Source organism: Geodermatophilus tzadiensis, assembly GCF_003002915.1.
In the GTDB taxonomy this organism is placed as follows: domain Bacteria; phylum Actinomycetota; class Actinomycetes; order Mycobacteriales; family Geodermatophilaceae; genus Geodermatophilus; species Geodermatophilus tzadiensis.
Genome location: NZ_PVTG01000018.1, coordinates 1 through 13,487, shown reverse-complemented (window position 1 = coordinate 13,487; position 13,487 = coordinate 1). Strand labels below are relative to the sequence as shown.

At 73.2% G+C, this 13,487-nt stretch carries 11 protein-coding genes and 1 tRNA gene; 9 read left to right on the top strand and 3 right to left on the bottom strand.

Annotation, left to right across the window (positions count from 1 at the left end):
• The 7 genes from dhaL (at position 1) to LY71_RS19420 (ending at position 9,863) form a co-directional block, all read left to right on the top strand.
• Positions 1 to 651 (top strand): dihydroxyacetone kinase subunit DhaL, encoded by a 651-nt coding sequence (dhaL, locus tag LY71_RS19450; RefSeq protein WP_106280815.1) that lies wholly within the window; start codon positions 1 to 3, stop codon positions 649 to 651.
• Complete coding sequence (ptsP, locus tag LY71_RS19445) at positions 648 to 3,134, top strand: phosphoenolpyruvate--protein phosphotransferase (RefSeq protein WP_106280813.1); 2,487 nt, start codon at positions 648 to 650, stop codon at positions 3,132 to 3,134. The genes dhaL and ptsP overlap by 4 nt, the downstream gene beginning before the upstream one ends.
• A gap of 175 nt (positions 3,135 to 3,309) precedes the next feature.
• Positions 3,310 to 6,021, top strand: a complete 2,712-nt coding sequence (gene ppdK / locus LY71_RS19440; protein ID WP_106280810.1) for a pyruvate, phosphate dikinase — start codon at positions 3,310 to 3,312, stop codon at positions 6,019 to 6,021.
• A gap of 90 nt (positions 6,022 to 6,111) precedes the next feature.
• Positions 6,112 to 6,738 carry a YdcF family protein gene (locus tag LY71_RS19435; protein WP_106280808.1) on the top strand — a complete coding sequence of 209 codons (627 nt, stop codon included), beginning with the start codon at positions 6,112 to 6,114 and terminating at the stop codon, positions 6,736 to 6,738.
• Between the two features lie 10 nt (positions 6,739 to 6,748).
• A complete protein-coding gene (locus LY71_RS19430) occupies positions 6,749 to 7,261 on the top strand; it encodes a hypothetical protein (RefSeq protein WP_106280806.1) in 513 nt (170 codons plus the stop codon).
• A 140-nt stretch (positions 7,262 to 7,401) separates the two neighbouring features.
• Positions 7,402 to 9,285, top strand: coding sequence for a DNA primase (dnaG, locus tag LY71_RS19425; protein ID WP_106280804.1), 1,884 nt, complete (start codon positions 7,402 to 7,404; stop codon positions 9,283 to 9,285).
• Positions 9,282 to 9,863, top strand: coding sequence for a hypothetical protein (locus tag LY71_RS19420; RefSeq protein ID WP_106280802.1), 582 nt, complete (start codon positions 9,282 to 9,284; stop codon positions 9,861 to 9,863). The genes dnaG and LY71_RS19420 overlap by 4 nt, the downstream gene beginning before the upstream one ends.
• A gap of 38 nt (positions 9,864 to 9,901) precedes the next feature.
• Here the strand turns inward: LY71_RS19420 and LY71_RS19415 are convergent, their stop codons facing one another.
• The gene (locus tag LY71_RS19415) at positions 9,902 to 10,219 is read right to left on the bottom strand and encodes a hypothetical protein (RefSeq protein ID WP_245888113.1); all 318 of its coding nucleotides are present in this window, start codon (positions 10,217 to 10,219) and stop codon (positions 9,902 to 9,904) included.
• Between the two features lie 139 nt (positions 10,220 to 10,358).
• On the opposite strand from LY71_RS19415, the gene LY71_RS19410 reads away from it, so the two are divergent.
• Positions 10,359 to 10,431: transfer RNA gene (locus tag LY71_RS19410), tRNA-Asn, on the top strand.
• A 198-nt stretch (positions 10,432 to 10,629) separates the two neighbouring features.
• On the opposite strand, the gene LY71_RS19405 is transcribed toward LY71_RS19410, so the two are convergent.
• Complete coding sequence (locus LY71_RS19405; protein WP_106280800.1) at positions 10,630 to 10,809, bottom strand: hypothetical protein; 180 nt, start codon at positions 10,807 to 10,809, stop codon at positions 10,630 to 10,632.
• Between the two features lie 347 nt (positions 10,810 to 11,156).
• Here LY71_RS19405 and LY71_RS19400 point away from each other — a divergent pair, with 347 nt between their 5' ends.
• Positions 11,157 to 11,465, top strand: coding sequence for a hypothetical protein (locus LY71_RS19400; protein ID WP_146146188.1), 309 nt, complete (start codon positions 11,157 to 11,159; stop codon positions 11,463 to 11,465).
• Positions 11,466 to 12,341: 876 nt separating this feature from the next.
• Here LY71_RS19400 and LY71_RS19395 read toward each other — a convergent pair.
• Complete coding sequence (locus LY71_RS19395; protein ID WP_106280796.1) at positions 12,342 to 13,031, bottom strand: hypothetical protein; 690 nt, start codon at positions 13,029 to 13,031, stop codon at positions 12,342 to 12,344.
• Positions 13,032 to 13,487: the final 456 nt, after the last annotated feature.

The following is a 13,487-nucleotide window of genomic DNA, read 5'->3' as shown; positions in this document are numbered from 1 at the left end:
GTGGAGCAGGTCTCGACCGACGACCTCCTCGCCTGGATCCGGCTCTTCGCGCGGCTGGTGGCGGAGAACCGGGACGCGCTCACCGAGCTCGACGCCGCCATCGGCGACGCCGACCACGGCGCCAACATGCACCGCGGCACGACCGCGGCCCTCGCCGCCGTCGACGGTGCGGCGCCGGCCTCGGCCGGCGCGCTGGTCAAGAAGGTCGGCATGACCCTGGTCTCCACGGTCGGCGGGGCCAGCGGACCGCTCTACGGCACCTTCTTCCTCCGCGTCGGCACGGCACTCGGGGAGGAGGCGTCCGTGGCCCCCGCCGACGTGGCTGCCGCCCTGCGCGCCGGCCTGGAGGGCGTGGTCACCCGCGGGCGCGCCGAGGCCGGGGACAAGACGATGGTCGACGCCCTGGCGCCGGCGGTCGCCGCCTGCGAGGAGGCGCTGGCCGCGGGCCGGCCGTGGGCGGAGGCCCTCGCGGCCGCCGCCGACGCCGCCGCGGCTGGCCGGGACGCCACCACGCCGATGGTCGCCCGCAAGGGCCGGGCCAGCTACCTCGGCGAGCGCAGCGCCGGGCACCAGGACCCGGGTGCCACCAGCGCCGCCCTGCTCGTGGCCGCGGCCGCGCAGACCCTCGCCGGCGGCGGGGCCGGGGGGTGAGCGCACCGCGCGCCGCCGGCGGGTCCCGCGTCGGGATCGTCGTGGTGTCGCACAGCCGGGCGCTCGCCGAGGCCGCGGTCGGGCTGGCCGCGGAGGTGGTCTCCGGCCGGCCGGCGCGCACCGCGGTCGCCGCCGGGCTGGACGAGTCGACGTTCGGCACCGACGCCGTCCGGATCGCCGCCGCGGTCGAGGAGGTGGACGACGGCGACGGTGTCGTGGTGCTCATGGACGTGGGCAGCGCCGTGCTCAGCGCCGAGCTCGCGCTGGAGCTGCTGCCCGACGACGTGCGCGAGCGCGTCGTCCTCTCCCCGGCGCCGCTGGTGGAGGGGCTGCTGGTGGCCTCGGTGGTCGCGGCCGGCGGGGCCGACCGGGCGGAGGTCGCCGCGGAGGCCCGGGCCGCGCTGCTGGCGAAGGACACCCACCTGGGCACCGCCCCTGACGGGGAGCCGGCTCCGGCCGCGGACGGCCGGCTGACCGGGTCCTTCGTGGTGGCGAACCCGCACGGCCTGCACGCCCGCCCCGCCGCCCGGCTGGTCGGCGAGGTGCGCCGGCTCGACGCCGACGTCACGGTGCGCAACCTGACCACCGGCGCCGGACCCGTCCCGGCCGGGAGCCTCAGCCGGGTGGCCACCCTGGGCGCCCTGCGCGGCCACGAGGTCGAGGTCGCCGCGGCCGGCCCGGAGGCCCGCGAGGCCGTGGACCGGGTGCTGGCGCTGGCGGCCCGCGCCTTCGACGAGGCCCCCGACCCGGACGGGGAGCGACCGGACCCGGCGCCGTCGGCGGGACCGCTGCCGGCCTCGCCCGGCATCGCGATCGGTCCCGCCGTCCGCCTGCGCGCCGTCCCCGTCCCGGTCGACGAGCGCCCCGCCGGGCCGCCGGAGCACGAGGAGCGCCGGCTGGCCGACGCCCTCGCCGCGGTGCGGCGGGACGTGCGGCGCACCCGCGACCGCACCGGTCCCGGGCAGGCCGGCGTCTTCGACGCGCACCTCCTCCTGCTCGACGACGCCGAGCTGACCGGCGCGGCCCGGGCGGGCACCGACGCGGGGACGTCGGCCGCCGGGGCGTGGGCGCGGGCGGTGACCGCCCTGGAGGCGCAGTGGGCGGCGCTGCCCGACCCGTACCTGCGGGCACGGGCCGCCGACGTGCGCGCGGTGGGGGACCAGGTGCTGCGCGTCCTCGCCGGGCAGGCCCCGGTGCACGACGTCGACGTCGACGGCGTGCTCGTCGCCGAGGACCTCACGCCCGCCCTCGCCGGCGCCCTCGACCCGGGGCGGGTGCTCGGTGTCGTGCTGTCCGGGAGCAGCCCGACGGCGCACGCCGTGATCCTGGTCCGCGCCCTCGGCATCCCGGCCGTCGTCGCCGCCGGGCCCGGCCTGCTCGACGTCCCGGACGGCACGCCGCTGGTGGTCGACGGCACCGAGGGGCGCGTCCTCGTCGACCCGCCGGCCGCCGTCGCGGAGGAGTACCGCACCCGCCGGCGGGAGCTCGCCGACCGGCGCGCGCGGGACGCCGCCGAGGCTCCCCGCGAGGCGGTCACCCGGGACGGCCGGCGGGTCGCGGTGAGCGCCAACGTCGGGTCGGTGACCGACGCCCGGGCCGCCGCGGCGGCCGGCGCCGACGGCGTGGGCCTCCTCCGCACCGAGGTCCTCTTCCTCGACCGCGACCGGCCCCCCACGGCCGAGGAGCAGGAGCGCGAGTACGCGGCGGTGCTCGACGCGCTCGCCGGACGCCCGGTGACCGTCCGCACGCTCGACGTCGGCGGGGACAAGCCCCTGCGCTACTGGCCGCAGGCGGCGGAGGCCAACCCGTTCCTCGGCGTCCGCGGCCTGCGCCTGTCGCTCACCCGGCCGGACCTGCTGCGCACCCAGCTCGCCGCCGTCTGCCGGGCCGCCCGGCACGGGCCCGTGCGGCTGATGGTCCCCATGGTCACCGTCGTCGAGGAGGTCCTCGCGGTGCGCCGGCTGCTCACCGAGGCCGCCGCCCCCGGCCCGGTGCCCGACGGGCTGCGGGTCGGCGTCATGGTCGAGGTGCCGGCGGTCGCCCTGAACATCGAGGCGTTCCTGCCCCACGTCGACTTCCTGAGCATCGGCACCAACGACCTCACCCAGTACACGCTGGCCGCCGAGCGCGGCTCCCCGGCGCTGGCCGCCCTCGCCGACCCGCTCGACCCGGCCGTGCTGCGCCTGGTCGGCGAGACGGCGTCCCGCGCGGCCGGCCGGGTGCCGGTGTCGGTGTGCGGGGAGGCCGCCGCCGACCCCGCCGCCGTCCCCGTGCTCGTCGGCCTCGGCGTCCGGGAGCTCAGCGTCGCGCCGTCGGCGGTGCCCACCGTCAAGGCCGCCGTCCGGCGGCTCGACTCCGGCGCGTGCGCCGAGCTGGCGCGGCGGTGCCTGGCCGCGGCCGGCGCGGCGGAGGTCCGGGCGCTGGTCCGCGCCGCCGTCGCGGACGGACCGGGAGTCCGGTCACGCCCGGCTCCTGACGCGTGACGGGCTGGCGTGTCCCTCGCCGGTAGGCCACCATCACTGTCCTGCTCCGAGCGGACGTCTGAGACGTCTGGGCACACCGTCGTGATCGGAGCCCCCAGCGGAGGCGTGGCGGGCGACCCCCGGCGCCGTCCCCGGTGGGGAACGACCAGCCGGCGGACGAGCGCGGAGGTGCGCGGTGAGCAGCGGGACGAGCACGACCACCTGGGTCTACGACTTCAGCGAGGGCTCCAAGGAACAGAAGGACCTGCTCGGCGGCAAGGGCGCGAACCTCGCCGAGATGACCAACCTGGGGCTGCCGGTGCCGCCGGGGTTCACCATCACCACCGACGCCTGCCGCTTCTACCTCGAGCACGGCAGCACCCCGCCCGACCTCGCCGACCAGGTGACGGAGCACCTGACCGCGCTGGAGAAGGCGATGGGCAAGACCCTCGGCGAGCCGTCGGACCCGCTGCTGGTCTCGGTCCGCTCCGGGGCCGCGGCCTCGATGCCCGGGATGATGGAGACCGTCCTCAACGTCGGCCTCAACGACGAGTCGGTGCAGGGCCTGGCGGCGCAGTCGGGCAGCGACCGCTTCGCCTGGGACTCCTACCGCCGGCTGATCCAGATGTTCGGCAAGACGGTGCTCGACATCGACGGCGAGCACTTCGAGCACGCCCTCGACGAGGCCAAGCGCGAGCAGGGCACCGACCTCGACCTCGACCTCGACGCCGAGCACCTGCACGACGTCGTCGACCGGTTCAAGGCGATCGTGCGCGAGCACACCGGCCGGGACTTCCCGCAGGACCCGCGCGAGCAGATGGACCTGGCCATCAACGCCGTCTTCGACTCGTGGAACTCCCCGCGCGCCGTCCTCTACCGCCGCCGCGAGCGCATCCCCAGCGACGCGGGCACCGCGGTCAACGTGTGCTCGATGGTCTTCGGCAACCTCGGCCCCGACTCCGGCACCGGCGTCGCGTTCACCCGCGACCCGGGCAGCGGCGAGCAGGGCGTGTACGGCGACTACCTGCAGAACGCGCAGGGCGAGGACGTCGTCGCCGGCATCCGCAACACCGTGCCGCTGACCGAGCTCGAGCGCATCGACGCCGGCGCCTACCGCGAGCTCATGGAGATCATGAGCAGGCTGGAGTCGCACTACCGCGACCTGTGCGACATCGAGTTCACCGTCGAGCGCGGCAAGCTCTGGATGCTGCAGACCCGCGTGGGCAAGCGGACGGCGGCCGCCGCCTTCCGCATCGCCACCCAGCTCGTCGACGAGGGCCTCATCGACACGGACGAGGCGGTCCGGCGGGTCAGCGGCGACCAGCTCGCCCAGCTGATGTTCCCGCGTTTCGTCTCCGGTGGGGACGCCACCCAGCTCACCCAGGGCATGAACGCCTCGCCCGGCGCCGCCGTCGGCAAGGCGGTGTTCTCGTCCGAGACCGCCGTCCAGTGGGCCGACCGGGGCGAGCAGGTCGTCCTGGTCCGGCGGGAGACCAACCCCGACGACCTGTCCGGGATGATCGCCGCCGAGGGCGTGCTCACCAGCCGCGGCGGCAAGACCTCGCACGCCGCCGTCGTCGCCCGGGGCATGGGCAAGACCTGCGTCTGCGGCGCCGAGGAGCTGCAGGTCGACACGAAGAACCGCCGCTTCACCGCGCCCGGCGGCGTCACCGTCGAGGAGGGCGACGTCATCTCCATCGACGGGTCCACCGGCCGGGTGTGGCTGGGCGAGGTGCCGGTCGAGCCGTCGGCCGTCGTCCGCTACTTCGAGGGCGAGATCGACCCGGACTCCGCTGAGGCCGACGACCTGGTGCGCAGCGTGCACCGGGTGCTGACCCACGCCGACGGCGCGCGACGGCTGGACGTGCGCACCAACGCCGACACCCCCGAGGACTCCGCCCGTGCCCGGCGCTTCGGCGCCCGCGGGATCGGCCTGTGCCGCACCGAGCACATGTTCCTCGGCGACCGGCGGCAACTGGTGGAGAAGCTGATCCTCGCCGAGACCGACGAGGACAAGCAGGCCGCGCTCGACGCGCTCGCGCCGCTGCAGGAGCAGGACTTCCTCGAGATCTTCGAGGCGATGGACGGGCTGCCGGTGACCGTGCGGCTGCTCGACCCGCCGCTGCACGAGTTCCTGCCCGACCTCACCGACCTGTCGGTGCGGGTGGCGGTGGCCGAGGCGCAGGGACACCCGGACGAGGCCAACCTGCGGCTGCTGGCCGCCGTCCGCCGGCTGCACGAGCAGAACCCGATGCTCGGGCTGCGCGGCGTGCGCCTGGGCCTGGTGGTCAAGGGGCTGTTCGCCATGCAGGTGCGGGCGATCGCCCAGGCGGCCTGCGCGCGCAAGCGCGCCGGTGGTGACCCGCGGCCGGAGATCATGATCCCGCTGGTCGGGGCGGTGCAGGAGCTGGAGGCCATCCGCGAGGAGTCCGAGCAGGTGCTCGCGGCGGTGTTCGCGGAGTGCGGCGTCGAGCTCGACGTGCTCATCGGCACGATGATCGAGGTGCCGCGCGCGGCGCTCACCGCCGCCGAGATCGCCCACTCGGCCGAGTTCTTCTCCTTCGGCACCAACGACCTCACCCAGATGACCTGGGGCTTCTCCCGCGACGACGTCGAGGCCGCGTTCTTCCACGCCTACCTGGACAAGGGCATCTTCGGCGTCTCCCCGTTCGAGTCGCTGGACCGTCCCGGCGTCGGCCGGCTCGTGGAGGTCGCCACCGAGGAGGGCCGGTCGGCGCGGCCGGACCTCAAGCTCGGCGTCTGCGGAGAGCACGGCGGCGATCCCGACTCGGTGCACTTCTTCCACGAGGTCGGGCTGGACTACGTGTCCTGCTCGCCGTTCCGCGTGCCGGTGGCCCGTCTCGAGGCGGGCCGGGCGGCGCTCGGCACGGACCTCTCCGGCTCCTGACCAGGGGGCTCCCCGCCCGCCGGGGAGCCCCCTCCGCCACGCCCGCCACACCTGTCACGCCCGGTACGGGGCCCGTGTCATCCTCGACCGGTGAGGTGGGCGGGGGCGTTGGTGAACCGGGTGTTCGGCGCCGTCGTCCTCGCGGTGCTGCTCCTGGTGGCCTCGACCGCCGCGGCCATCTGGTGGACCGCGCGGCAGGACGCCCGCCCCTCGTCCGACGCGATCGTGGTGCTCGGGTCGGCGCAGTACAACGGCGTCCCGTCGTCGATCTTCGCGGCGCGGCTGGAGCACGCGCTGTCGCTGTGGGAGGACGGCGTGGCCCCCGTGGTGGTGACCGTCGGCGGCAAGGCGGCCGGTGACCAGTTCACCGAGGCCGACGCCGGCCGCGCCTACCTCGAGGAGGCCGGCATCCCGGGCGACTCGCTGCTGGCGGTGCCGGAGGGCGTGGACACGCTGGAGAGCATGCGGGCGGTGGGCGCGGCCTACGCCGAGCGCGGCTGGTCCACCGCCGTCCTGGTCACCGACCCCTGGCACGCCATGCGCGCCGAGCGGATGGCCGAGGACGCCGGCATGGAGGTGACCAGCTCGCCCACCCGCCAGGGCCCGGCCGTGCAGACGCGCACCACGCAGTTCCGCTACATCCTCCGGGAGACCGCGGCCTACCTGCTCTACCGGGCGACCGGCGAGAGCGTGGCGGGAGCCCCGGGCGTCGGCTGAGGGAGGAGACGTGCTCGAACTCGGCAAGGCCGGCTCGGCCGGCACCGGGAAGGGTGTCCTGCCCGTGCTCCGCGACGGCCTCGTCGTCGCCACGCTGCGGGCGTCGAACTGGAAGGAGGCGGCCACGGCCGTCGTCGGGGACCGCGAGTGGGTCCTCGCCAAGAGCAGGGGGACGCTCACCGGTCGCCGGGCAGGCGAGCCGGAGGACGCCGCCCGGCTGCGCGCCCGGCAGACGTCGTTCTGGAAGGGCACGTGGGAGGCCGACCTGGAGGGGACGACGCTCCGGTCGGAGGTCGTGTCCCGGTGGAAGGGGGGACACCGGTACCTGTCCGGCGACCGGGTGGTCGCCGAGACGGGGACGACGGGCGGCTGGTCGCCGCGCCCGACCCTGACCGCTGACGACTCCCTGCCGCTGGACCACCAGGTCTTCCTGCTCTGGCTCGGGCTCGTGATGAGCCGCCGCGACCAGGCCGCGGCGACGGCGGCGATCGCAGGCGGCGCCGCGGCGGCCGGGGGCAGCTGAGCGAGCGGGAGCTCAGGACCCCAGGCCCGGTACCCGTGGCCCGGGCGGTGGCGGGGCTCTGACGACCCTTCGTACCGACGGGGGATGATCGGGGCGGGGAGCGCACCGGCTTCCGCGCAGCAGCACGACGGAGGGGGCCCATGGCCGGCCGGGGACGCATCCGAGCGGCGGACATCGCGCTGGTGCGCGAGCGCAGCCGGATCGACGAGGTGGTCGGCGAGCACCTGCAGCTCAAGCGCGCCGGAGGCGGCAGCCTCAAGGGCCTGTGCCCGTTCCACGACGAGAAGTCGCCGTCGTTCCACGTCACGCTCTCGAGGAACCTCTGGCACTGCTTCGGGTGCGGAGCCGGTGGCGACGTCATCGGCTTCGTGCAGCAGATCGACCACCTGAGCTTCACCGAGGCGGTCGAGCGGCTGGCGGCGCGGGCGAACGTCGACCTGAGGTACGAGGACGACGGCGGCCGGCCCACCGGGGCGCCCGACCGCGCGCAGGCCGGGCAGCGGGCCCGGCTGGTGGCGGCCAACACGGCGGCGGCGGAGTTCTACGTCGAGCAGCTGCGCAGCCCCGAGGCGGCACCGGCGCGGCAGTTCCTCGCCGACCGCGGCTTCGACCGGCAGGTCGCCGTCGACTTCGCCTGCGGGTTCGCCCCCGCCGGCTGGGACGCGCTGACCCGGCACCTGCGGGGCAGGGGCTACAGCCAGCAGGAGCTGGTGACCGCCGGGCTGGCCAAGGAGTCCTCGCGCGGCACGCTCATCGACCGCTTCCACCGCCGGCTGGTCTGGCCGATCCGCGACATCACCGGCGACGTCATCGGCTTCGGCGCCCGCAAGCTCGTGGACGACGACCCCGGCCCGAAGTACCTGAACACCCCCGAGACGCCGCTGTACAAGAAGAGCAGCGTCCTCTACGGCATCGAGCGGGCCAAGCGCGACATCGCCCGGCGGCACCAGGCCGTCGTCGTCGAGGGCTACACCGACGTCATGGCCTGCCACCTCGCCGGGGTGACCACGGCGGTCGCCTCCTGCGGCACCGCGTTCGGGCCCGAGCACATCGGCGTGCTGCGCCGGCTGCTCATGGACCAGGACGAGTTCCGCGGGGAGGTCGTCTACACCTTCGACGGCGACGCCGCCGGCCAGGCCGCCGCGATGAAGACGTTCAAGGAGGACCAGCGCTTCGTCGCGCAGACGTTCGTCGCCGTGGAGCCCGACGGCCGCGACCCCTGCGAGCTGCGGCAGGCGCACGGGGACGCCGCGGTCCGCGACCTGGTCGCCCGGCGGACGCCGCTGATCGAGTTCGTCCTGCGCACCACGCTGGCCGACTACGACCTGGACACCGTCGAGGGCCGGGTCGCGGCACTCGACAAGACGGCGCCGCTGCTGGCGCAGGTCAAGGACCACGCACTGGTCCCGGCCTACGCGCGCCGGCTGGCCGGCCTGATCGGCGACACCGACGAGGGCGAGGTGCTCGAGCGGATCCGGCGGATCACCGGCGGCGAGGTGGCCTCGTCCCGCGCCCGGCCGCGGGTGCCCAAGCGGACGCCGGACGACGCCGCGGTGGCCGTCGAGCGCGAGGCGGTGAAGGCCGCGCTGCAGGTGCCCGAGGTCGCCGGGCCGTCGTTCGACGCCGTCCCGGCGGAGGCCTACACCGACCCCGACTACGCCGCCGTCGCCGCGGCCGTGACCGGCGCCGGGGGAGCGGCGGCGGCCACCGTGACCGGGCCGGAGTGGCTCGACCAGGTGGCCGAGCACTGCGACCGGGAGACGGCGCGGGCGATGCTGACCGCGCTCGCCGTCGAGCCGCTGCGCTCGGTGGGCGAGGCCGAAGCCGGCTACGTGACGGCGGTGCTGGCCCGGCTGGAGGAGATGCACACCAACCGGCAGGTGGCGGCCATCAAGGGCAAGCTGCAGCGGATGAACCCGGTCGAGCAGGGCGACGAGTACATGCGCCAGTTCTCCCGGCTGATGGAACTGGAGCAGCGGGCCATCTCGCTGCGCAAGCGGGCGATCGGCGGGCTGGGCGAGTGAGCCTCGCCGCGGCGCTGCGCCGCCGGTTCACCCGCCCGCCGGAGCTCGTGCGCGCCGTCGTCGCCGCCTCGACCGACCCCGACGAGCGGGTGCTGGCCTGGGGTGAGCTGGTGCGGGAGCGGGGCTGGCTGGTGGCCACCAGCCGCGGGCTGCGCGTGGTGCCCGCCGACCTGCCGCTGCCCGAGGCCGGCGAGGTCGGCGTGCTGCGCTGGCACGAGGTCGGCTCGGCGCGCTGGACGGCCACCAACGACGGCGGCGGCAGCTTCGCCGTCACCGCGCTGACCGAGGTCGAGCCGGGCGTCCAGGCGCGGGAGCCCGTGCAGCGGCACGCGCTGGCCGACGCCGGCGACCTGCCGGCCGTGGTGCGCCGCCGGGTCGACGACACGGTGGTGGCCAGCCGGCGCTCGCCGCTGCCCAACGGCGGCGGGGTGCTGCTGGTGGCGCGGCGGGTGCCCGGCCAGGCGGCGCGTGAGTGGACGGTGGTCTTCGACGACGACGCCCACCGCGGCGACCCGGAGATGCGCGAGATCGCCCGCCGCAAGCTCGCCGAGGCCGTCGCGACCGACCAGCCGGACTGAGGCCGCCCCCTGGCCCCGGTCCGGCACCGGTCGGGCGGTCAGGCGACCGGCGGCGGGTCGACCGGCAGTGCGGTGACGTCGGGAGAGCTGGTGGCGGTGGCCGGGGGCGTCGTCGTGGTGCCGGTGCTGCGCCCGGCGGCGCTGCCGGTGGGCTCGGCGTCGCGGCCCATCTTGGCCTTGACCGAGCTGACGACGTCGTCGGCGCGCGCCTGGGCCATGCCGGCCAGGCCCTGCAGCTGCGGGTTGTCCTTGGCGTCGGACCACAGTCCGCGGATCTGCTCGTAGCGCTCGCGGCCGGCGCGCGCGCCGAGCACGTAGCCGGCGCCGAAGCCGACGAGGAAGGAGAACTTGGCCACGGGGGACCTCCGGGTTCGAGACGGGGACGACCGGGTGATCACGCTACGGCGGCACCGGACCGTCCGCGATGGGAGAGCCTCCGCGGGTCGTCAGGAGCCGTGGGGTATTCTCGACGGGCGCGCGGCTCGCAGCCGCCCGTCCCCCGTAGCTCAATTGGCAGAGCATGCGACTGTTAATCGCAGGGTTATTGGTTCGAGTCCAATCGGGGGAGCAACACCGCAGGTCAGCGGCCTGACACGGTCGTGGGCTCGGGGACCCACGACCAATCTACGACCAACAAACGAGCGGACCGCCCACCTCGGGCAAGGGCGTCCTTCCGCGGGCGGTGACCCTTACGCGGGTCGGCGACGAGGACGTGCCGGCGTCGCGGGGTCGCCTTCCCTGAGCTGTGCGTCGGGGTCGGAGCGCCTCACCGTGCCCTGAGGCGGACGCGCTCCGGCGGCACACTCGTGAGGTGACGGCCCCAGCCGTAGTCGCACAGCCGCCACGCCGTCTGCTCCCCGGACCACCACGGACCGCCGTTCTCCACCTCGACGTCCCGCGGCGGGTCGAAGCGGCGCTCGTCCAGCAGACGGATGGAGATCGTCACTCGGACGGCATAGCCGCAGGCGCGGACGCGCCACGCCCGTCGACCCCCTGGTGTGACATCTCGTGACTGAAGCGTGTCCGGGCGCCCGGGTCCGATGAGGGGGACGACGTCGAGTTCCCGTGCACCATCCGCCTCACAGCGCTGGGGCACCCGGAGGTGATCACCTTGGCATGCCCGTTGAACATGCTTCGACGTTCCTGAACATGATTGGTGACAGACGTCCCCCTGCGGACGGGTGGCACCTTCAGGCGCGGAAGTGGCCATCACGGACGAGTTAACTACACCGGCACTTTGCCGATCACTCCCATGGCCCGCCACCGGGTATGTTGATCGACGAAGGGGTCGTCTTGAGGAAGTTCATCGTTATCAGTGCCGCGTGCATGTCACTCGTCGCCTGCGAGCAATCGCCCGAGGAGTCGGCTCTCGAGACCCTGCGCGAGGTGCCACTCTTTGCCGCATCAGACGACGAGACGCTGCTAGAGCTGATGCGCTCATCCTGCGAGACCCTGAAGACTGACGGCGCGCTTGGATACCTGAGCCAAGCAACTGATGCCGGTCTCACTGGGGACCAGGCAGGCATCCTCCTAGGTGAGGCGCTTGAACTGTACTGTCCTAATGCCTCTGAGATGAACGACCCACTATTCGGGGACCGCTAAGAACGTCGCTACCCTCAAGGTTCAACCGAAGGATGTCCGTATGGACTCAAGTGTAGTCATTACTTGCATTGTGATCTTTGCGATTCTGATCTGCATCGCAATCGCGGTGCCTACAGGTGATGGTAAGGGGTCAGTCGAGGTCTCAAGGGGTAACGAAACGAGCGCGCCCGTCGCAGTCCCTCTAGCGCAGTGGCGTGGCATGAGTCGAATAAACCCGCAAGGACACCGTCTCCTGCTCCTGTCGTCGCTGCAACAGCCAGTGGCAACTGGACTCGGCCGTCAGCAATGCGATCGCCAATGAACAAGGTTTAGGCGGCCGTCTTCAGCGGACTGGTCTCAAGATGGAGCAGGCGGGAGCGGCTTTCACCCTCGGTGCCTCAGGAAGGCGGATCGCCGCCGGCAACGAGCTACACCGCGCCAACACCTTCCTCAGCAACCTCTACACCCTGGCCGCCTGCCCCAAGTGTCAGGGTGTGGACATCCTTATGACGAAGTGAGTCCTGGTGCGCCGCACGCTCTGCGTCAGGTGGCGTCGTTCGAAGCACATGCGGTAGGCCAATGCCGGCAAGCCCGCTACTTGCTGAGCCGAGCCCCGAGGAGCAGAGCGGCCACCAAGAGATCGGCCAAGACTTGAGGCAGTCCAACAGGCCCGCTTTCCACGAGGCGGGGTGAGCTGCACCCCAAGCTCACCAGCGGCCGTATACAGCGACCAGTCCGGCGAGCCACCAGATCCAATCTTGCTTCGGCTCGGCCTCTGTGCTCACAAACCTATCTTCAGCGCAGACACGTGGCCGTCCACTGGAACCAGGCGGCACGGTGTTGTCCAACGGACTGTTATGGACCGGATCCTTTTTCCTGTGAACTGGATGCGCTGACCTACGTGGACGCGGCCTGGTCGTTTTGCGTCTTGCCCGTCTCGATCGGCGCTGGGATCCGGGACGTCGCCAGCGATGACGTCAGCCTGACGACGTTCTCCACGGTTCGGACGAAGTCGTCCGCTTGAACCTCCGTGATGAACTCGAAGCGGTAAAGCGTCTGGTCCTTGAGGCGGCGTAGATCCTGCACCGATGCCTTGAGGTCGTCACCCCCAAAACTGCGCACCACTGTGTCGATAGGCGTATCCGCCAAGGGCATCCCCCGGCGCACTAGGGCCGTCGCAAGCTGACGGAAGAAGTCCTCGAGCCTGTCCCAGGCAAGCGCCAATGCGGGGGCTGTTGCCCCGGCTTTGACCGACCGTGTGCGGACCTTCTCCAGGTACGCAAGCGTGGATCGCCTCATGTCGTCAACTTCGGCCAGCCACTCCGAAATCTCATTCTCGGCGCCGGGCGATGGAGCTGCACCGGTCCTGTCCTGCGGGGTCTGCCCGGTCTCCGTCTGTTGCAAGCGCTCCTGCACCTGGGCGAGCCCCTCTGTGAAAGCCGCCTTTACCCCTCCTGGTCCCTCAAAGGAGGTGAGTCGCGCCAGCAATTCTTGGAGCCGCAGGCGGAACAGGCAAAGCGCAAGGACCACGACGCCGGGCCAGACGAGCACTTTGACGTAGTCGAGGACCAGCTCGGCGACTCGCACGTGACGAGCATGCCTGAGCCTCACGGGCGACAAACGACCCGGGACTGATCTGCGATCAGCAGGCTAGAAGGCGGGCGCCAGCAGCCTGTTCCCGGTGCTGCTGTCGGCGTCGCCACCCTTCGCGAACGCGGTCGGGTAGCGCCTGGCGGTGAACCCGGCGTAGCCATAGCCGATGGTCAGCACGCCGAAGCTGGCCGCGAACGGCTGCTCAAAGACGAAGACATCGGCATGCCCGCGTCCTCGAATTCCGCCTCGAGCGCCTACAAGTCGGTCGGAGTGATGGTCGGACCTGCCGGAGCCGCTGGAGCGCGGCTGCTGCTTGCGGGTTCGGCAGCCCTCGGCCCATGTAGACATCCTGGTTTGAAGTGACCCCCGTCAGGCGGACACCTCGTTCTGTGTCAGGTGCATGTTCTCGTAGTCGGCGGGGCTGAGGTTGCCGAGCCGGGAATGCCGGCG